Annotated in this window: 17 protein-coding genes and 1 pseudogene; 3 read left to right on the forward strand and 15 right to left on the reverse strand. The window is 45.3% G+C overall.

Annotated features, from left to right (window positions below; all coding sequences use genetic code 11):
• Window positions 1–98 precede the first annotated feature (98 nt).
• The 6 genes from rho to ACE1TF_RS14355 all read right to left on the reverse strand — a co-directional run bounded on the left by rho (window position 99) and on the right by ACE1TF_RS14355 (window position 5,958).
• Window positions 99–1,376: a transcription termination factor Rho gene (rho, locus tag ACE1TF_RS14330; RefSeq protein ID WP_375017729.1), complete on the reverse strand. Its 1,278-nt coding sequence runs from the start codon at window positions 1,374–1,376 to the stop codon at window positions 99–101.
• 204 nt (window positions 1,377–1,580) lie between these two features.
• On the reverse strand, window positions 1,581–2,549 hold the full coding sequence (gene glpX, locus ACE1TF_RS14335; RefSeq protein WP_375017731.1) for a class II fructose-bisphosphatase: 969 nt from the start codon (window positions 2,547–2,549) through the stop codon (window positions 1,581–1,583).
• A 22-nt stretch (window positions 2,550–2,571) separates the two neighbouring features.
• Window positions 2,572–3,858 carry a UDP-N-acetylglucosamine 1-carboxyvinyltransferase gene (locus ACE1TF_RS14340; RefSeq protein ID WP_375017733.1) on the reverse strand — a complete coding sequence of 429 codons (1,287 nt, stop codon included), beginning with the start codon at window positions 3,856–3,858 and terminating at the stop codon, window positions 2,572–2,574.
• 117 nt (window positions 3,859–3,975) lie between these two features.
• Window positions 3,976–4,626 (reverse strand): fructose-6-phosphate aldolase, encoded by a 651-nt coding sequence (gene fsa, locus ACE1TF_RS14345; protein ID WP_375017735.1) that lies wholly within the window; start codon window positions 4,624–4,626, stop codon window positions 3,976–3,978.
• Between the two features lie 27 nt (window positions 4,627–4,653).
• A complete protein-coding gene (gene fba / locus ACE1TF_RS14350) occupies window positions 4,654–5,523 on the reverse strand; it encodes a class II fructose-1,6-bisphosphate aldolase (RefSeq protein ID WP_042403620.1) in 870 nt (289 codons plus the stop codon).
• Window positions 5,524–5,598: 75 nt separating this feature from the next.
• On the reverse strand, window positions 5,599–5,958 hold the full coding sequence (locus tag ACE1TF_RS14355; RefSeq protein WP_042403618.1) for a response regulator: 360 nt from the start codon (window positions 5,956–5,958) through the stop codon (window positions 5,599–5,601).
• Between the two features lie 159 nt (window positions 5,959–6,117).
• Here ACE1TF_RS14355 and ACE1TF_RS14360 point away from each other — a divergent pair, with 159 nt between their 5' ends.
• Entirely contained in the window at window positions 6,118–6,633 is a 516-nt protein-coding gene (locus ACE1TF_RS14360; RefSeq protein WP_042403615.1) for a DUF2529 family protein, read from the forward strand.
• Between the two features lie 126 nt (window positions 6,634–6,759).
• Here ACE1TF_RS14360 and ACE1TF_RS14365 read toward each other — a convergent pair whose 3' ends face one another.
• Entirely contained in the window at window positions 6,760–8,367 is a 1,608-nt protein-coding gene (locus ACE1TF_RS14365; RefSeq protein ID WP_042403613.1) for a CTP synthase, read from the reverse strand.
• Between the two features lie 212 nt (window positions 8,368–8,579).
• Complete coding sequence (locus ACE1TF_RS14370) at window positions 8,580–8,975, reverse strand: GNAT family N-acetyltransferase (protein WP_042403673.1); 396 nt, start codon at window positions 8,973–8,975, stop codon at window positions 8,580–8,582.
• 233 nt (window positions 8,976–9,208) lie between these two features.
• On the opposite strand from ACE1TF_RS14370, the gene ACE1TF_RS14375 reads away from it, so the two are divergent.
• Window positions 9,209–9,382, forward strand: a complete 174-nt coding sequence (locus ACE1TF_RS14375) for a hypothetical protein (RefSeq protein ID WP_375017739.1) — start codon at window positions 9,209–9,211, stop codon at window positions 9,380–9,382.
• 44 nt (window positions 9,383–9,426) lie between these two features.
• On the opposite strand, the pseudogene ACE1TF_RS14380 reads toward ACE1TF_RS14375, so the two are convergent.
• The 7 genes and pseudogenes from ACE1TF_RS14380 to ACE1TF_RS14410 form a co-directional block, all read right to left on the reverse strand.
• Window positions 9,427–9,699: pseudogene (locus ACE1TF_RS14380) on the reverse strand (ATP-binding cassette domain-containing protein); the annotation flags it as partial.
• A gap of 506 nt (window positions 9,700–10,205) precedes the next feature.
• Window positions 10,206–10,691 carry a DNA-directed RNA polymerase subunit delta gene (rpoE, locus tag ACE1TF_RS14385; RefSeq protein WP_042403610.1) on the reverse strand — a complete coding sequence of 162 codons (486 nt, stop codon included), beginning with the start codon at window positions 10,689–10,691 and terminating at the stop codon, window positions 10,206–10,208.
• A gap of 122 nt (window positions 10,692–10,813) precedes the next feature.
• Complete coding sequence (locus ACE1TF_RS14390; RefSeq protein WP_375017741.1) at window positions 10,814–11,437, reverse strand: TetR/AcrR family transcriptional regulator; 624 nt, start codon at window positions 11,435–11,437, stop codon at window positions 10,814–10,816.
• A gap of 7 nt (window positions 11,438–11,444) precedes the next feature.
• Window positions 11,445–12,587, reverse strand: a complete 1,143-nt coding sequence (locus ACE1TF_RS14395) for an acyl-CoA dehydrogenase (RefSeq protein WP_375017743.1) — start codon at window positions 12,585–12,587, stop codon at window positions 11,445–11,447.
• Between the two features lie 6 nt (window positions 12,588–12,593).
• Window positions 12,594–13,736, reverse strand: a complete 1,143-nt coding sequence (locus ACE1TF_RS14400; RefSeq protein WP_375017745.1) for an acyl-CoA dehydrogenase — start codon at window positions 13,734–13,736, stop codon at window positions 12,594–12,596.
• Between the two features lie 92 nt (window positions 13,737–13,828).
• The gene (locus ACE1TF_RS14405) at window positions 13,829–15,004 is read right to left on the reverse strand and encodes an acetyl-CoA C-acetyltransferase (protein ID WP_375017747.1); all 1,176 of its coding nucleotides are present in this window, start codon (window positions 15,002–15,004) and stop codon (window positions 13,829–13,831) included.
• A 28-nt stretch (window positions 15,005–15,032) separates the two neighbouring features.
• Window positions 15,033–17,138: a (Fe-S)-binding protein gene (locus ACE1TF_RS14410; RefSeq protein WP_375017749.1), complete on the reverse strand. Its 2,106-nt coding sequence runs from the start codon at window positions 17,136–17,138 to the stop codon at window positions 15,033–15,035.
• A 142-nt stretch (window positions 17,139–17,280) separates the two neighbouring features.
• Between ACE1TF_RS14410 and ACE1TF_RS14415 the strand changes: the two genes are divergently transcribed.
• Window positions 17,281–18,483, forward strand: coding sequence for a phospholipase D-like domain-containing protein (locus ACE1TF_RS14415; RefSeq protein WP_375017751.1), 1,203 nt, complete (start codon window positions 17,281–17,283; stop codon window positions 18,481–18,483).
• Window positions 18,484–19,826 lie beyond the last annotated feature (1,343 nt).

Below are 19,826 nucleotides of genomic sequence, written 5' to 3' on the forward strand. Positions count from 1 at the left end.
CTCCCTCTTACAAAGAGGTCATTTTTACACATAACGTGATTATAACAACACGCCAGTGTTTTTACAAGGATCTGTTTATGAGTTTTCAAAATTTGGCATTACACGCCGGTTTTTGACTTTTGCTTTTGTCTCGTTTTTTCTCGTTCCATTCGTTCAAAGAACTCATCATTCGTTTTTGTATCTTTAATTCTGCGAATGAAATGGTCAACGAACTCCGGCGAATCATTCATCGTTTTACGCATCGCCCAGAGGCTCTCTAAATGCCCTTTTGGAATGAGCAGTTCTTCTTTACGAGTAGATGAGCGACGAATGTCAATGGACGGGAAGATTCTACGCTCAGCTAGGCGACGATCTAAGTGCAATTCCATATTTCCCGTTCCTTTAAATTCTTCATAAATGACATCATCCATGCGAGAGCCAGTGTCCACAAGAGCTGTCGCGAGAATCGTCATACTGCCACCTTCTTCAATGTTTCGCGCTGCACCGAAGAAGCGTTTCGGCCGGTGAAATGCAGCGGGATCAATCCCCCCGGATAACGTACGACCGCTTGGTGGAATGACAAGATTGTACGCCCGCGCAAGACGAGTAAGACTGTCCATCAAGATGACAACGTCTTTCTTCTGTTCAACGAGACGCATCGCCCGTTCCAATACGAGCTCCGTCACTTTAATGTGATTCTCTGGCACTTCATCGAAAGTCGAATGCACAACTTCCCCTTGTACCGAACGTTGAATGTCGGTCACTTCTTCGGGGCGTTCGTCAATTAACAAAACGATCAATTCTGCATCTGGATGATTTTCGGAAATGCTATTTGCGACTTGTTTTAATAAAGACGTTTTACCCGCCTTTGGTGGTGCAACGATTAATCCACGTTGACCGAAGCCGACTGGCGTCACAATGTCGATAATTCGAGCGGACAGACGCCCAGGGTTCGTTTCAAGTTGGATTCGTTTGTCTGGGAATAGTGGGGTTAACGCCGGGAAATGTGGTCGTTCCTTCGCAAGATCTGGCTCATCACCATTCACTGCAGACACTTGCAATAACCCATGGTAACGTTCATTGTCTTTTGGCTTTCGGACTTTACCAGACACACGATCACCGTTGCGCAAGTCAAACCGACGAATTTGTGATGCTGAAATATAAATATCTTCAGAACTAGCCATGTAGTTGATCGGTCGTAAAAACCCATAGCCTTCTGTCTGAATTATCTCTAATACACCTTCCATAAACATGTGCCCATCTTGTTCTGCTTGCCCTTTTAAGATCGCAAAAATTAATTCTTGTTTCGTTAACTTACTATAGTAAGAAATCTTCAAATCCTTTGCATGTTTGTAAAGATCACGTAGCGTTTTTTGCTCTAGCTCAGCTAAAGTCAATCTACATCACCGCTTTCATTTAATTTTCATTGGTGTCTAGTTGTAATTGTTGGATTCAAACCGGGTAGGCAAAACAATGAGGGGAATGTACTTGTAAACTATGTTCATATATAAGGATGGGGGGTGCGTGTAACTCTTGGTAATAACGTACCATAGTCTTCTTCGAATGAAAACCGAATTTTTGTCACGCTCCCCCTCGTCTTTCTAGTCTTTCATCACAAAATCAGGCTTTTTCACAACGTTATGTTTTCCGTCGATGAATCGGACAGTTCCTGATTTTGCACGCATGACGAGCGATTGTGTTGTCGCCTTGGTGCTTTTATAGTGAACGCCTTTTAGTAGTTCTCCGTCGGTTACGCCCGTCGCTGCAAAAATGCAATCATCGCCACCAACAAGGTCATCCATCTCTAAAATACGGCTCGTATCATCGATGCCCATTCGCTTACAACGCTCTTCTTCAGCAGCATCTTTTGGTAACAGACGTCCTTGGAATTCTCCACCTAAGCATTTGAGGGCAACTGCCGAGATTACTCCTTCAGGAGCACCGCCTGTTCCCATTAATAAATCCATACCGGTTTCATCAAATGCGGTGTTAATGGCTGCAGCCACGTCACCGTCTTGAATGAGTTTGATTCTTGCCCCTGCTTCACGCACCTCTTGAATAAGCTTGGCGTGACGATCACGATTTAAAATGCTAACGACGAGGTCTTCAACATCTTTGTTCTTCGCTTTTGCAACCGCCTTCAAATTATCCTCCACAGAAGCATCGAGACTGACAACACCTACAGCCTCGGGACCGACGGCAATTTTGTCCATGTACATGTCCGGTGCATGCAACAATCTGCCGTTGTCTGCGACAGCGAGGACAGCAAGTGCATTCCAAGTACCTGCGGCAACGATGTTCGTTCCTTCAACTGGATCGACGGCAACGTCCACTCTCGGTCCGTAGCCATTCCCTAACTTTTCACCAATATAGAGCATCGGTGCTTCGTCTTTCTCACCTTCACCGATGACGACCGTACCTTTCATTGGAATGGTATCGAACACATCACGCATGGCACTTGTTGCTGCATCATCAGCCTCTTCTTTCATGCCTCTGCCCATCCATCTGGCTGCAGATAAAGCGGCTGCTTCTGTCACACGGACAAGCTCCATTGATAAACTACGTTCCATCTTTTTGCCCCCTGATCGATCGTTATGAACTTTTTAACTGTTCCTGCTCTTCATGACTTAACGGTTCTCGCCACAATTTAGCACCAAGCCCTTTAAGCTTTTCTTCTAATGATTCATACCCACGATCGATATGATGTACGCCAGTAATCTCGGTCACACCATTTGCCATAAGTCCTGCTATGACCAGCGCTGCACCGGCACGAAGATCACTTGCTTTTACACGAGCACCTTCTAGGCGTTTGCCACCATTGATCATTGCCGAACGTCCTTCGACCTTAATGTCTGCACCCATACGGCGAAGCTCATCAATGTGTTTAAACCTGGCATTATAGATCGTATCGGTAATAATGCTTGTGCCCTTCGCTTTGACGAGCAAAGATGTTACTGGTTGTTGCAAGTCGGTTGGAAAACCTGGATGGACGAGGGTTTTAATGTCTGCACCTGTAATTTGCTTACTTTTCTCGACGATAATTACATCATCGTCACTTTGCACGTTCACACCCATTTCATCCAGCTTCGCAATGAGTGATTCCAAATGATCTGGAATGACATTTTTTATCTTTACATCTGTGCCCATACACGCAGCAGCAATAATGTAAGTGCCTGCCTCTATTCGATCAGGAATAATTGAATGTCCGCAACCTTTGAGCTGTTCTTTTCCTTCGATACGAATGACATCCGTTCCTGCGCCTTTAATGTCTGCACCCATACTCGAAAGGAGCGTTGCCACATCAATAATCTCAGGTTCTTTTGCAGCATTTTCAATAATCGTTTTTCCTTTTGCTTTTACAGCAGCGAGCATAATATTGATGGTTGCACCAACACTGACCACATCCAAATAAATTCGTGCACCAACAAGTTCTTTTGCACGTAAATAAATCGATCCTTGCTCATTCGTGACCACTGCACCTAGTGCTTCAAATCCTTTAATGTGCTGATCAATCGGACGCGGGCCTAAGTTACAGCCTCCAGGAAGACCGATGGCTGCTTTTTTGAATTTGCCAAGCATAGCGCCCATCATATAATAGGATGCTCTCATTTGCTTCACTCGACCGTTTGGCAAGGGCATAGGTTTGATTCCTCGCGGGTCTATTGTAATCTCATCGCCTTTTTGGGTCACATGGCCCCCAATATGTGTTAGCAGATCACTAAGTACTTCCACATCGGAAATGTTTGGCAGGTTATCAATCCTTACTGGTGAATCGGCAAGCAAAGCTGCCGGTATAAGCGCAACTGCACTGTTTTTGGCTCCGCCGATTTGCACTTCTCCTGTCAGCGGATGACCCCCTTCGACCATTAACTTTTCCATTGGTATGTCACTTCCCTCATCCATCGGAATCAATTAGAAACGCAGGCTTTCCGAAGAAAGCCTGGTCATATCCTCTTATTTGCCAGTATAGTCACGAGTTCTATATGCTAGACACGTTTACTTGTTGCCTGCGACTTTGTCCCAATCAGCTAAAAACTTCTCGATGCCTTGGTCTGTTAGTGGGTGCTTCGCTAACTGCTCAATCACATTATAAGGAATGGTTGCGATATCGGCGCCAAGCTTCGCGGCTTCTGTCACATGGACAGGGTGGCGAACACTCGCGGCAATAATTTCAGTATCAATGTCATGTGTAAGGAAGATATCGGCAATTTCTTCAACAAGGGCAAGTCCATTGCCGCCAATATCATCTACACGACCGAGAAATGGGGATACGTACGAGGCGCCTGCACGTGCGGCTAGAAGCGCCTGTACACTTGAGAAGATAAGTGTCACGTTCGTCTTAATGCCGAGATCTTTAAATGCTTTAACTGCTTTTAACCCTTCAACCGTCATTGGCACTTTTACTGTAACGTTTGGAGCAACAGCTGCAAGTTCTTTTCCTTCTTCAATCATCGCATCTGCTTCTAATGCAATAACTTCAGCGCTCACAGAACCGTCGACAAGTGCAGTAATCTCTTTCAGACGATCTTTAAAATCAACGCCTTCTTTTGCGACGAGGCTCGGGTTTGTTGTTACACCGTCCAAAATGCCTAGTGCATAGGCCTTTTTAATCTCTTCAATGTTTGCTGTATCAATAAAAAACTTCATGAAATTCTCCTCTCCTGCTGTAAAAAGTTACTTCGCTTTTCCGGATGAGCCGAAGTCACGCATTTTTCCTTTTACCGTTTCTTTAATCGCATCGCGTGCAGGACCCATATATTTACGCGGGTCATACTGTTCAGGGTTCGATTCAAACACCGCTTTTACAGCCTCTGTCGCCGCAATTTGACTTTCAGTATTTACATTTACTTTCGCATGGCCGTATTCAATCGCTTTTTGTACATCTTTCACAGGTAGACCTGTACCACCATGCAATACGAGTGGCGTTAAGCCGACAAGTTTGTTGATTTCTTCCATTTGCTTAAACCCAAGATTCGGTTCGCCTTTGTATGGACCATGAACTGAGCCAAGCGCTGGTGCAAAGCAGTCAACACCTGTTTCTTTAACGAGACGCTCACATTCTTCAGGAATGGCATAATTTGCATCTGCCGCATCCACGACGAGGTCATCTTCCTGTCCACCAATTCTTCCAAGTTCGGCTTCTACAGATACACCAACAGCATGAGCCATTTCAACGACACGTTTTGTGAGCGCAATGTTCTCCTCAAGTGGATCATGAGAACCGTCGATCATAACTGAAGTAAATCCAGCATGAATCGCTTGGGCACACGCTTCAAAACTTGAACCGTGATCAAGGTGAATCGCTACCGGTACTGTGACGTTGTATGTCTTCATGTATGACTTCACCATTTGTACAACTGCTTCAAAGCCTCCCATATATCGGGCTGCTCCTTCAGAAACACCACAAATAAGCGGTGATTTCTCTTCTTCTGCCGCTTGTAAAATTGCTTGAGTAAATTCCATATTATTTAAATTGTATTGTCCAACAGCATAGCGGTTTTCCTTTGCTGTTCTGAGCATTTCTGTCATAGAAACTAATGGCATATGTTACTTCCTCCTTGTACTGGCTAAAGAATTTCATTCTCTGATATTATAGCATATCCTGTTTTCATGATACATCTATGTATCCATCGCACCGCTCACAAGATCGCGAATTTCTTTAATGTCAAATGGCTTGGCAATTGACCCATACACCCCTTGCTCTTTTAATACGTCATTAAAATCAAGTTCTTCGTAAGCTGTCATCATAATGATGCGAATGGACGAATTTCTCCCCCGAATTCGTTTCAGAACATCAATCCCATTTATACCAGGGAGTTTAACATCTAAGATGGCAAGTTTAAAGGAATCTTCTGCCAACACTTCCAATGCTTGATATCCATTAGAAGCAAGGTGAACCTCATACCCTTCTTCTGTCAAAATGGCTTCAATTAGTTTACGAATACCTGCTTCGTCGTCTACAATGAGTATTTTTTGCAAATATAGTCACCTCTTGCCATTAAAAGATTCCACTTGGTATGGTACGGAATTCATCATCACATTACATGAATTCTTCACAGCAACTGAAATCTCCTCTTTTTGTAAGCTTGAGAATCGGGTAAACTTGTGGATAATAACGTTAGAAAAGGTGACTTTAAGATGATGAAAATGTATACGACGCAACTACAACGCGTCTTTACACTTATTCAAAACCAAGAAGAACAAATAGAAGAAAGCAGCCGGATGCTCGCTGCCGCCCTCGTCGGTGAAGGAACCATTTATCTTTGTGCGTCGGCACGTTTTCAATCACTCGCACAAGCACTAACAGAAAACCCGGACACATTAGATAAAACGGTATATCTTCCATTAGATGACGCCTTAAAGGTCGTCACACCAGCAGATCGTCTCGTTTATATCACCGAAGAATCAGACAACGAGAACGATAATCAACGTCTGCAACAAATTCTTTCAGCCGAAACGCCGGTCGTGTTTCTTGGTTCAGCAGCACCAGACCTACAACAAGTCGAAGGCATGGAAGAACCTTTCTACGTAGAAACGTCATCAAAAGGCCTTGTCCCTAACTTGGATGGTTCGAGAAGCGGATATCCCGGTGAAATTGCCATCGTATACGCGTATCAAATGCTCATGTTCCACATAAAGGAACTACTAGATTGAATTCAGTGTATCACGGTTTCTCGCTCAAAATGTGAAAAAGCTGTCGAGAATCTTGTATTACCAGTGGTTTTTTCTTATTCGCACAAAAAAAGCGCTGCTCCGTTCGGAAACGGATGCAGCGCTTTTTTAGTTCTCTCCTAAGGAGCAACGGATAAATTCTCTAAATAGCGGTTGCGGACGTGTTGGTCGTGAAACGAATTCCGGGTGGAACTGCGCCGCAACGAAGTATGGGTGGTCAGCAAGTTCAATAATCTCTACGAGGCGGTTATCTGGGCTAACCCCTGAAAATATGAACCCTGCCTCTTCAAATGCTTCGCGGTACGCGTTGTTAAACTCGTAACGATGACGGTGACGCTCGTACACAACTTCTTCACCATACGCACGTTTGGCGACCGTACCTTCTTTTAACTTACAAGGATAAAGTCCAAGGCGGAGAGTTCCCCCAAGGTCTTCAATGTCCTTTTGTTCGGGAAGCAAGTCAATGATTGGGTTGCTCGTCTCTGGCACCATCTCCGCAGAAGCTGCATCACTTAGCCCAAGTGCATTACGTGCAAATTCAACAGATGCAAGTTGCATTCCTAAACAGATCCCAAAGAATGGCACGCGGTTTTCTCTTGCATAACGGATGGCAGAAATCTTGCCTTCCACTCCGCGATGTCCAAACCCATAAGGAACTAATACGCCGTCAACGTCTTTAAGTTGATCTGCGACATTGTCGTCGGTCACGTTTTCTGAATCAATCCAACGAATGTCGATATCTGCGTCATAAGCATAACCCGCATGCTTCAACGACTCAGCAATTGAAAGGTACGCGTCTGGGAGCGAGACGTACTTTCCAACGAGCCCGATCGTCGTTTTCTTAGAAAGGTGCTTCACTTTCTCAACCAACTCGGTCCATTCTTTCATATCAGCTTCAGGCTTTGGCGAATCAATCTTCAAGTGATTGCAGACGATATCATCGAGGTGCTGATCTTGCAAATCGAGTGCAACTTGATAGAGCGGATTTGCATTTCTAGCTTCAATGACCGAGTCCTTATGAATGTCACAGAAAAGGGCAATTTTCTCTTTCATCTCTTCAGGTACGGGTTGCTCTGTTCTCACGACAATGACATTCGGCTGAATCCCTAAGCTTCTTAATTCTTTTACGCTATGTTGCGTTGGCTTAGACTTCATTTCACCTGCTGCTGATAAATACGGGATCAACGTACAATGAATGTACATTACGTTCTCTCTACCTACATCGCTCTTAATTTGGCGAATCGCTTCTAGGAAAGGCAAGCTTTCAATATCGCCGACGGTACCGCCAATTTCTGTAATGACAACATCTACATTGGCTTCATTGCCAGCGCGGTACACACGGTCTTTCAATTCATTTGTTACGTGGGGGATAACTTGAACTGTTCCTCCGAGATAATCGCCGCGGCGTTCTTTACGAATGACCGATGAATACACTTTTCCTGTTGTCACGTTGCTGTTTTGATTCAAGTTAATGTCAATAAAACGTTCATAATGACCGAGGTCCAAATCCGTTTCGGCACCATCATCGGTAACGAAAACCTCACCGTGCTGGTAAGGGCTCATTGTCCCTGGGTCTACGTTAATATAAGGATCAAACTTCTGAATCGTTACATTCAAACCTCTGTTTTTTAGAAGACGTCCTAGAGATGCTGCTGTAATCCCTTTTCCTAAGGACGACACAACTCCCCCTGTGACAAAAATATACTTTACGGCCATTTCGCCAACCCCTTCCTTCTTCATCCATTTTGCTTATACAATAAAAAAAAGTGAGACCTCCGCCTTCATCGGGGGCACACTTCTCGCGTCTACTTACTATTTATCTGACAAACCTATTTTATACCTTCTGGACAAGCCCAAAATTGATTCTACCCCCGGATCGCCCAATTGTCAAGAATTGAAATGCCAAGTGTGAGTGCACGGGTTGAGTCTTATAAGGATGCTCGCCATACACCGCCACCACCGGGTAAAAACCCAGATTTACGGTAAAAACTTTCGTGCGTGGGATCATACGTTACTGTCACAACCTCAAGTCCGATAACACGAGCTTCTTGCAGCAACGCCTCAACGATCTGACCTCCAATACCTTTCTTTCTGTAACTTGGATGGACAATGATGTCTTCCATATAACCGTGCTCCAATCTCATCCCACATACATAACCAAAGCCGATGAGTTCGTCGTGTTCATCGCGGACAACTGCCCAGAAGTTACACCGCTCAAAAAGTGTTGGATAATCTTCGTCACGCCGCTCCCACCCTACCTTTTCCCGTAACGCCGGCACTTCATCTTCCTCTACCTGCAAGCCAATATTCACTTCATACGACATGATCATTCTTCCTTTCACTATAAATCTTTTTGGATTATTATAGATTCGAAATAGAATTCTTAAAGAAATCTCTAGCATTCCTCGAAAAATTCCTCTTTTATATGCCACGTTTTTTATTTCCCGGGCAATATTTGACAGCGCCTTTTTTTCTTTACTAGGGATAAGAGAACACGCTTTTCAAACTCGTACACATACGATGTACTGTATCCTTTTCAGAAAGGAGTGTGCTCAATATGAGACAACCTTATCATTTGTGGAACCCTACGAGAGATTTTATTCGCTCACAATGTCATGACGGTGGCTTTTCTCACCAACCTCCATTTCGTATTGTCATTAATAACAACCTAATTAATGGTCCTGGTACAGTCACTCAGCCCGTGCAGCAACAACCTTTACCATTATTCTAAAACATCTTAAGCCCAATGGTATCGACCATTGGGCGTAACTTTACTTACGTGTCTTCGGTATGACCATCCACGACCTGAATGACACGATCACAAATCGGTAATAAACGTTCGTCATGTGTAACGAGCACTGCTGCTTTTTTTCGCATTTTCACTTGCTCACTTAGTTGCTCAATGACTTGGTGGCCGCGCTTAGTATCGAGACTGGCCGTCGGCTCGTCAGCGAGAATAAGATCAGGTTCGTTCATCCACGCTCTCGCAATCGCCACTCTTTGCTTTTCCCCGCCTGATAAGCTTGATGGGAACATATGGAGACGATGGCGTGGTTCGCGCCGAACCGAATCCGGCGGGGCCGACAGTTTGCTCGTTTATCGGCATTGAATCTGCGCTCCAGTTGGAACAAACTGCGCGCAAAAAGGCAGTCCGCACCAGGCGATCCCTCCCAACTAACGCTCAACAGCGCAAATCAGGAAAATCTTACGTTCATTCTATATACGTCGCACGATAACACCGCCGTTCCCCATATGCTTCGTTTTTGAAAACCGTACGTCAACCCTGTTTATTCATCTAAACCTCAAGTGCGAGCAACGATCGGCACCGGAGGTGCCGAAGGTGAACCGAGTGCTCTTCGGCATAGCCCATGCTGACGTCTCGTTCGTTTATGTAATCAAAAAGGGTAGTGGAGCTTTTTACGCCGAGCGTATGAAAACGAGGTTCTGTGCAAGTACACTCTGAAGAAACAGTGAATTTCTTTAGCGCAACATAGTTAAATTAACCTACAAAAAAAGCTGCTGAGTATACACTCAGACAGCAGGTAAGTTATCGCTTAGTTGTTATCATCGTCTTCTTCGTCATCATCTTCAGCGTCGTCTTCTTCGTCATAGTCGTCGCTTTCATCATTGTCGTCGTAGCCGTCAAAGTCATCGTCTGATTGTTCATCGGCATCCGAATCGTCTTCGTTGGCAATCTCATCCAACTCATCTTCGATGTCTTCAAATTCCTGTGCTTCTTCTGGTTCGGGTGCTTGGAAGGTATTCCCAAGGTCTTCGTCCGTCTTATCCACGGGATACCACTCTTTTAGCCCCCAATGATTGTTTCCAAGATGAACGAACCGGCCATCTATATTCAAGGTTGTAAATAACTTGGTGCGACGATCATCGAGGTCTTTACTCGGAATCTGCTTTAATTCTGAAACTTGAGTAAAGAAATTAGCAAACTCTGCTGGGCCATTCTTTTCTTTAATCAAACGATACGAAATCTCGACAGCAGACATTTCCGTAATCTCTTCACGGCTAAGCTCTTTAATGGTCAATGCAACCTACACCCTTTCGTAAGTGGCTCGCTTTCGATCTGCAAAGCGGCGTGCATACCTACCATTATAAACATAAACACAAGCTTTATGCTATAAAAATCCCTTTCTTTTATTTCTTTCATTTACTGTTGGGTACGTATGCTTCTCATCACGTCTTGCAACTGCAATTCTGTATACTCTTCTAACGAGAAATTCTTGCGAAGTGCCCACCGGCGAAACGTCCACATATAGCCTTTTGTCATGATGTTTTCTGACAGCAATTGAATCTCTTGATCGCTTGCAATGATCTCTCCTCGTTCACGACAATCGACGATGACATTCCGAATATCGTCGGTCATGCTCCGATCTCGGTCCAATACATACGTTAGTGCATCTTTTGGTAACGATTTTGACTCTTGATACATGACTAACACTTCATCTTGCATTTCATCCATTACTTGAATAAGGCTGCGAATTAAGTGTTTAAAGCGTTCGATGCCTGGGCTGCTTTCTTCTAGCAGTTCATTAAATCGCCCTTTTACTCCATCATGCACAGCGTCGCACACGAGATAGAGGACGTCTTCTTTCGAGCCGATGTATTCATAAAGTGTGCCGATGCTAAACCCAGACGCTTTTGCAATCTCTCGTGTTGTCGTTCGGTGGAACCCTTTTTCATGGAACAATTGGACAGCGGCTTTAACCATCTGTTCTCGACGTTTTTTTATTAACACTTCATCTTTTACCATCGCTGGTACGTGACGTTTCATCCTGTGGTCACCCCTTTAACAACCCTTTACTAATAACCACCTTTTGAATCTCATTCGTTCCTTCATAAATTTGTGTGATCTTCGCATCACGCATGTACCGTTCAACTGGATATTCTCGTGTGTATCCATACCCACCGAATACTTGGACCGCTTCGGTCGTCACTTCCATTGCCGCATCTCCGGCGTATAGCTTGGAGATTGCCGATGCGTGTCCGTACGGTTGATTGTTCTCTTCGAGCCAAGCGGCTTGATACGTGAGCAAGCGTGCTGCTTCTACTTTAGCAGCCATCTCTGCTAACTTAAACGAAATGCCTTGATTCGTAGCAATCGGTTTGCCAAATTGCTTACGCTCCTTTGCATATTGGACAGCTGCGTCCAGTGCCCCTTGAGCAATGCCGACCGCTTGAGCAGCAATCCCATTTCTGCCTCCATCGAGCGTTTGCATTGCAATCTTAAAGCCAGCCCCCACGTCACCAAGCACGTTCGCTTTCGGTACACGACATTGATCAAACCGCACCTCTGTCGTTGGTGATGAGCGAATGCCGAGCTTTTCTTCTTTTTTACCGACGGAAAAGCCGGCAAACGATTGTTCAACGATAAACGCCGTCACACCACCATGACCGTCCGCAGATTCCGTTTTGGCGAACACAATATACACATCGGCAACGCCGCCATTCGTAATAAAAATCTTTGATCCGTTCAACACGTAATCGTCTCCATCAAGAACGGCGGATGTTTTCATTGACGCAACGTCAGAGCCTGCTCCAGGTTCTGTTAGCGCATACGCACCGATGAATTTTCCTTCTGCCAGGGGTTTTAAATACTTTTCCTTTTGTTCTTGATTGCCAAATTTATGAATTGGCCAGCTTGCTAGTGATAAATGAGCGGACAGCGTAACCCCGGTACTCGCACACACTCGGGACAACTCCTCAACCGCAAGCACATAGCTCACATATCCACTACCGGCACCGCCTTCCTCTTCAGGCCAAGGCAAACCCGTCAGGCCAAGCTCTGCCATCTTCGTAAAAATTTCACGATCAAAGCGCTCTTCATGGTCACGAATTGCCGCTGTAGGTTCAACTTCTTGCTTAGCAAAATCCCGCACCATTTTTCGGATCATTTGTTGTTCGTCTGTTAGTTGAAAGTTCACGCTTTATCACCCTTTGTTCATCAGCTGCTTACTGATGACCATTTTTTGTATTTCACTTGTGCCTTCATAGATCTCACACACTTTGGCGTCACGGAAATATCGCTCAATTTCATATTCTTTCGTATACCCGTAACCACCAAATACTTGCAATGCTTGTTGTGAGACTTCAACTGCCGCTTTTGACGCAATCAATTTGGCAATCGACGCTTCTTTCACACAGGGCACACCAGACTGCTCAAGATTTGCGGCTTGATAGACGAGACACTTCGCTGCTTCAACTTCAGTTGCCATTTCCGCGAGCTTAAAGGAGATGCCTTGATTTCTGGAAATGCTCGCGCCGAACTGTTTCCGTTCTTTCGCATACCGAACGGCTCGCTGTAGCGCTCCTTCAGCGATGCCAAGGGCTTGAGCCGCAATCCCAATTCTTCCTGCATTAAGGTTCGCTAAAGCGACACGGTAGCCATCGTTTAACTCCCCGAGGAGATTCTCCTTCGGAACGATCATATTTTCAAAAATGAGCTCACTCGTATTCGTCCCGTGCATCCCCATCTTTTCCTCTTTTTTGCCGACAATCAGCCCTTGTGAATCTGCATCAACGATAAACGCGCTAATGCCTCGATTGCCTGGCTCCTCGCCCGTACGTGCGAATACAATATACACGCCTGCAGCACCCGCATTTGTAATAAACGCCTTTGTGCCATTTAACACGTAATGGTCTCCTCGGTCGACCGCTGTCGTCTTAAGAGAAGCCGCATCCGAGCCTGCGCCAGGTTCAGTGAGTGCAAAAGCACCAATTTTTTTGCCTTGTGCAAGGTCGGTCACATAGGCGTGCTTTTGTTCTTTTGTTCCGTACTTCACAATCGGACCGGTTCCAACGGATGTGTGCACGGAAAGAATCACACCTGTTGACGCAGAAATTTTAGATAACTCATGAATCGTGGCGATGTACGCAACAAAGCCCATCTCTGACCCACCGTACTCCTCTGGGACCGGTATCCCCATCAAACCTAGCTCACCCATTTGCTCCACAAGCCCATAAGGAAACTCATCTTTTTCCATCGAAGGAACCCAAGACTGAACCTCATTTTCAGCGAATTTTCGCACGACGTTGCGAAGCATCTCCTCTTGTTCATTCGGATTAAGATTCACAGCGTTACTTCCCTTCCTGTTAATCTGAGCGAGCGCTCAGTATTACATCAAACAAAGAGGAACCGGAACAACTACGCCCGGTCCTCTAGCCTTCACACAGAAATCATCACAGCGTCACCTTGACCGCCACCACTACAAATCGCAGCAACACCGATGCCTCCGCCACGTCTTCTCAGTTCGTACGCAAGTGTTAAAAGAATGCGGTTTCCACTCGCACCAATCGGGTGACCGAGCGCAACAGCACCTCCGTTTACATTTACCTTTTCAGGGTCAATGCCCGCCAGTTTTTCACCGACAAGTGCCACGACTGAGAATGCTTCATTCATTTCAAATAAATCAATTTGATCTTTGGACAAGCCTGTTTTTTCACATAGCTGATCAATGATGAGCCCTGGGGTTTCAGGAAACCTTTCTGTTTCCACAGCAAGAGCTGTATGGCCGATAATCGTTGCAATTGGGGTCAGACCATCTTCTTTAGCCGCATCTTCACTCATGACGACGAGCGCACACGCACCATCATTGACACCCGGAGCATTGCCTGCGGTAATCGTTCCGTCTTTGCCAAAGACCGGCTTTAACTTTTGGAACCCTTCGAGTGTCGCATCTTTTCGAATTGCTTCGTCAACAGATACTGTCACGTCGCCTTTACGCGTTGATACCGTCACCGGTACAATTTCTTCTGCGAACACGCCGCGTTCTTCAGCTGCTGTAGCACGATTGTGACTGCGAAGCGCCCATTCATCTTGAGACTCACGGCTAATGCCGAACTTCGTAGCATTCTCATTACCGTACACGCCCATGTGTACTCCTTCAAACGCACAAGTGAGCCCATCGTGAATCATAAGGTCTTGAAGCGAAGCGTCTCCCATCTTCTGACCGGTACGCATTCCTTTCATAAAATGAGGTGCCGCACTCATTGACTCCATTCCTGCAGCAACGATTCGGCTTGCGTCCCCGCTACGAATAATCTGATCCGCTAGCGTCACACTTCTCATCCCTGAAGCGCACACTTTATTCACTGTTTCCGTCTTTACTTCCCAAGGAATGCCCGCTTGTCTTGCCGCTTGGCGCGAGGTGAGCTGACCTTGACCCCCTTGCAATACATGACCGACGATAACTTCATCTACACGATTTGGGTCTGTCCCTGCTCGCCGCAGTGCCTCTCTCATCGCCTCGCCACCAAGTTCCATCGCAGTTAAACTCGACAACCCTCCACCTAAGCGGCCGAACGGGGTTCTCGCCCCGTCGACAATGACCGTCTTTGTCATCACACTCGCTCCTTCACATTCAAATCTGTTACGCAGACTCTGTGACGTCTGATTTTACGCCAACAACCGAACGTTCAAGAATTTCAACAATGTCAAGGGTCTCAACAGACTCTTCAACTTCTTTATCTTTCGTACCGTCACTAAGCATCGTTAAGCAGTATGGACACGCACTCCCGATCATTGTTGGGTCAACGGCTAACGCTTGCTCGGTACGGGATACGTTCACACGCTGTCCAGCTTCTTCTTCCATCCACATCATACCGCCACCAGCACCACAGCACATGCCGTCTTCGCGATTTCGCTCCATCTCAACAACTTTAAGACCTGGGATGGCACGTAAGATTTCTCTTGGTGGATCATACACATCGTTGTAACGGCCTAAATAACAAGAATCGTGATACGTAATCGTTTCATTTAACTCGTGCGTCGGTGTTAACTTTCCAGCTTGTAACAAATCAATGAGTAATTCGGTATGATGGTACACTTCGACATCTTCAAGACCAAACTCCGGGTACTCATTCTTAAATATGTTGTACGCATGGGGATCAATTGTGACGATCTTTTTCACGTCGTTCTTTTGGAATTCACTAATGTTTGCCGCAGCAAGCTCTTGGAACAAGAACTCGTTACCGATACGTCTCGGTGTATCTCCAGAGTTCTTCTCTTTGTTTCCAAGAATTGCGAACTTCACGCCCGCTTCATTCATCAGCTTCGCAAACGATGCAGCAATCTTCTGGCTACGCTTATCATATGAACCCATCGATCCAACGAAAAACAGATATTCAAACGTCTCTTCCCGTTTCTTCATTTCTTTTACAGTCGGAGCATCGATATCATCGCGACCGTCTCTCCAATTCTCGCGCTCTTTTCGGTTAATGCCCCACGGGTTGCCTTGACGTTCAATGTTCGTCATGGCCCGCTGTGCTTCTGGGTCCATTTTCCCTTCTGTCAGCACAAGATATCGGCGCATATCAATAATCTTATCAACATGTTCGTTCATAACTGGACACTGGTCTTCACAGTTTCGGCACGTCGTACATGCCCATAGTTCATCTTCAGTAATGACATCCCCAATGAGGTTCACATCATATGAAGCCGCTGCTTCTTCACTACCTTGTGCAGCGAGTTGATTCGCTGTCGCATTGCCAAATGCAAATGCTGGTAACCACGGGCTTTGCGACGTAACTGCCGCACCTTTTTCTGTTAAGTGATCACGCATCTTTAGCAGTAAGTCCATCGGTGAAAGAATCTTCCCGCTTCCAGTTGCAGGGCACATATTCGTACAACGTCCGCACTCTACACAAGCATATAAATCAAGCAATTGCTTCTGATCAAAATCTTCAATTTTCCCTTTACCAAACTCTTCTTTTGACTCATCTTCAAAGTCAATCGCTTCAAGCTTCCCGGTTTTGTGCGTCGGGCCAACCCATACATTTGCAGGCCCGGCAATTAAGTGGGCGTGCTTGGATTGCGGAATGTACACGAGGAAAGTGAGCAAGAACAATAAGTGGAACCACCAGAACACGTAAAACAATGCTGTCGCTACATCAGCGCCAACAAACCCAAGTCCGGCAGCAATTGCTGAGGAAGCAGGCTCATAAACCGACCATACTGCCGATCCACCAGCAACCGCCTCCATTCCTTTCGTCATGAGCTTGAATACCATGACACCACTCAAGAGGATGAGTACGAGACCAGCTTTCCAGTTTCTCTTTAAGCGAACAATCTTCTCAATGTAGCGGCGATAGAATGCCCAAACGACACCGAAAAGAATTAAAAGTACGACAATTTCTTGTGAAAGCGTGAAAAACGGATACAAAGGCCCTAGTGGCAAACTACTGCCTGGGTTAATCCCCTTCCAAATCACATCAATGGCACTGAGCTGTACAATTAAAAAGCCATAAAAGAAAATCAGGTGAATGATACCACTTTTCTTATCTTTCAGTAATTTCTTTTGCCCAAAGACGTTTACAAGCACCGCTTGCCGACGTTCTTTCGACGTGAGAATGAACTTCGCTTCTTGACCGAGCTTAATAAATCCTATTCTCGTTTTTACGAGTTTTGCAAATAAGTATACGGCGTACGCTGTGACTAGCAAGAAAGCGATTACATGAATCCAATGGAAAATCTCCATATGAGTACGCTCCTTTCCTACCCCTTTTTTTGTCTATTACAAAGAGTATAACAAAAAAAACACTGAACGACCATTCATTTTTTTCGTTGCTCATGAACAGACTCTTTCTCGGACATAATAATGTTAGAAAGGAGGCGCTACCGTGACCACCGCGATTGTATTGTCAATACTTATTATCGTTCTTCTCATCCTACTTCTTATCAATCTTGATTTTCGTGGGGGCCGAGCTGATCATCATAAAAAGGCGACGACAGCGACCCGCACCAACATCCGCTACGGGCATCCACAACTGATCAGCGATGGTCGCGCGTTCTTCGAGCAATTAAAGACCGATATCGAATCAGCCTCACAAACCATCCATCTCTCTTTTTTTATATGGAAAGAACCCGGCATTGGTACAGAATTGCTGAACTTACTGGAACGCCGAGCACGAGACGGTGTACAAGTATGTATACTCGTTGACCGGCTGGGCTCGTCCATTTCCAAGCCCACCATTCAGCGCTTGCGACATTCTGGCGTTTATTTCTCCTACATCCACGCTCCGAGATTCCCGTACTTGTTCTATAATCTTAACCGAAGGTACCACCGAAAAATTGGGGTCATTGACCAAAAGATCGGTTATATCGGTGGTTTTAACGTTGGCCAAGAATATGTGAGCAAAGACCCGAAGTACGGATTTTGGCGGGACCTTCACGTGCGTGTAGAAGGTCAAATCGTCGATGACCTCCAGCAATTATTCTTAGATGACTGGTCGGGAGCAGGAGCCCCTACCCCTTTGCTCCCTCAAAAGTCCGTCTCACCCGTTAGTGGCGAGGGATTACAACTGCTTTATAGTGAAGGAAAAGGGTTGGCCGATCAATTGTACGATTGGCTCGCTACAGCCGAGCACTCTATTCGAATTGTGACACCCTACTATGTACCCGGCAAAGCGCTGCAAGACCTGCTCATTGCCAAACAAAAAAACGGCGTCAACGTCACCGTCCTTATTCCAGCCATCGAAGACCATAACTTCGTCAAAGCCGCCGCCTACGCCTACATTCCAAGCCTGCTCGCCGCCGGTTGCGGAGTATATCAATATGTGGAAGGCTTCTATCACGGCAAAGCGATCATCGTCGACAAAAGAACGGCTCTCGTCGGCTCAAGCAACTTTGACAAACGCAGCTTTCATCTTAATGATGAGCTTGACCTCTTTCTGCCCGGCAGTCCGTTCGTTCAACAACTCGTGCAAACCCTCGAAGACGACTTCGCTGGTGCACGCCAATTGACTGAAGCCGATGTCGGCAACCGCACACTGCTTGACCGAGCAAAAACCCGTATTGCCCGCTCGTTTTCGGAGTTTTTGTAGAGGGAAGGGCTTCATGTCTGTTGAATCTGCGCTCTAGTTTGAGGTTTCCTAAGCGAAATCGTTTCTTTACCGCTAACTTTAGCGCAGATTTTAAGTTGTATAAGTTGAACGAAAGAAATTCACTGAAACCGATGACTGAAATCGGTCTTTACAGGCAAACGCCCTCCTATTGTCTGTTCAAGTTCATCTCACTTCAACAACTTCGTTGCCGACCTTTGAGCGATACTGCAAAGGTTGCGGACAACACGAAAAACGTTGGCCGAAGGGTATAAAGATGTGACCTAGGGTCACCACCTGGAGCAAGGAATATTATGACCTGTCGCTTATGTGACAATCCAGCCTTTAAACCGGGCACTTTCGGCCGTCAACGGTCACATAGATCACATTTTGTGACCGTTGACTCCGTTTATGTGCACATCCACGTGTAAAATGATAATTTTTCTTTCTCAAGTGTCACTTAAATGAATATATGGGGCAGTTGGACTTCTTAATGCTAATGTAAAGAACGGATCAAGAAATAAAGGAAAACATAAATAAAACGAACAAAATGAAGAATAAGAACGACAATATAAAATTTGCAGTTTTACCCGCCAGATTTTCTTTTTCAGAAAAAAATTCAGTATTAAACAACACACTTACTGCTAAAAGTACAGGAAATAAAGGTAATTCAAAAGGAATGATGACATAAAGTAGAAATTATTCCGAATATGCATTAGACTACTGTGGAAATCAGATATGCATTCTTAATTACGGTGACCTCCTAACGACATGTACAGTTTAACATCTATTAACTTCTAAAAGTCGGGTTACGACATTAGATAATAGATGCGTATAATGACTTATGATCCATTATTCGCTTTTCTTTATAATTGAAGGAATTTCATAACTGTCAGCCTTAATCTCCCAAAGTTTTCACGCCACAAAAAATGACCACCTCCCAAACAATTCAATGAGTTAAGCGCACAGCAAACGCTAAATATTGGAGGAATTCTTATGAAGTTAACTAAGTCAACAAGGAAAAGCTGTTCTGGAAGGCGAAGAGGGATGTTTACGCTGGTGGTGCCCACCTAGCCCCTCTTGCCGGTACAAAATCCGGGGCTTAATCGTTTTCGTTCCGCACAGCACCCGTCTCCGGCACAAATTCCGGGGCTTACACTTTTTCGTTCCGCACAGCGCCCTTCTCCGGCACAAAATCCGGGGCTTACACTTTTTCGTTGGTAGAGTCCATATAATTGTGTAAAAGTCAAAAGGGTCATATTGATCCCATGTTACAATGTTTTCGCCATGAAAATTATGAACAGGGGGAATCAATATGACCCAAGTAAATATTACATTAGACTTGG

Origin of the sequence: Geomicrobium sp. JSM 1781026, assembly GCF_041949955.1 — a bacterium.
Lineage (GTDB): Bacteria > Bacillota > Bacilli > Bacillales > Marinococcaceae > Geomicrobium_A.

Coding starts and splice junctions, on each gene's coding strand:
- glpX (WP_375017731.1), bottom strand. CDS start 2,549: ATGGAACGTAGTTTATCAATGGAGCTTGTCCGTGTGACAGAAGCAGCC.
- ACE1TF_RS14340 (WP_375017733.1), bottom strand. CDS start 3,858: ATGGAAAAGTTAATGGTCGAAGGGGGTCATCCGCTGACAGGAGAAGTG.
- fsa (WP_375017735.1), bottom strand. CDS start 4,626: ATGAAGTTTTTTATTGATACAGCAAACATTGAAGAGATTAAAAAGGCC.
- fba (WP_042403620.1), bottom strand. CDS start 5,523: ATGCCATTAGTTTCTATGACAGAAATGCTCAGAACAGCAAAGGAAAAC.
- ACE1TF_RS14360 (WP_042403615.1), top strand. CDS start 6,118: ATGATGAAAATGTATACGACGCAACTACAACGCGTCTTTACACTTATT.
- ACE1TF_RS14365 (WP_042403613.1), bottom strand. CDS start 8,367: ATGGCCGTAAAGTATATTTTTGTCACAGGGGGAGTTGTGTCGTCCTTA.
- ACE1TF_RS14370 (WP_042403673.1), bottom strand. CDS start 8,975: ATGTCGTATGAAGTGAATATTGGCTTGCAGGTAGAGGAAGATGAAGTG.
- ACE1TF_RS14375 (WP_375017739.1), top strand. CDS start 9,209: ATGAGACAACCTTATCATTTGTGGAACCCTACGAGAGATTTTATTCGC.
- ACE1TF_RS14390 (WP_375017741.1), bottom strand. CDS start 11,437: ATGAAACGTCACGTACCAGCGATGGTAAAAGATGAAGTGTTAATAAAA.
- ACE1TF_RS14405 (WP_375017747.1), bottom strand. CDS start 15,004: ATGACAAAGACGGTCATTGTCGACGGGGCGAGAACCCCGTTCGGCCGC.
- ACE1TF_RS14410 (WP_375017749.1), bottom strand. CDS start 17,138: ATGGAGATTTTCCATTGGATTCATGTAATCGCTTTCTTGCTAGTCACA.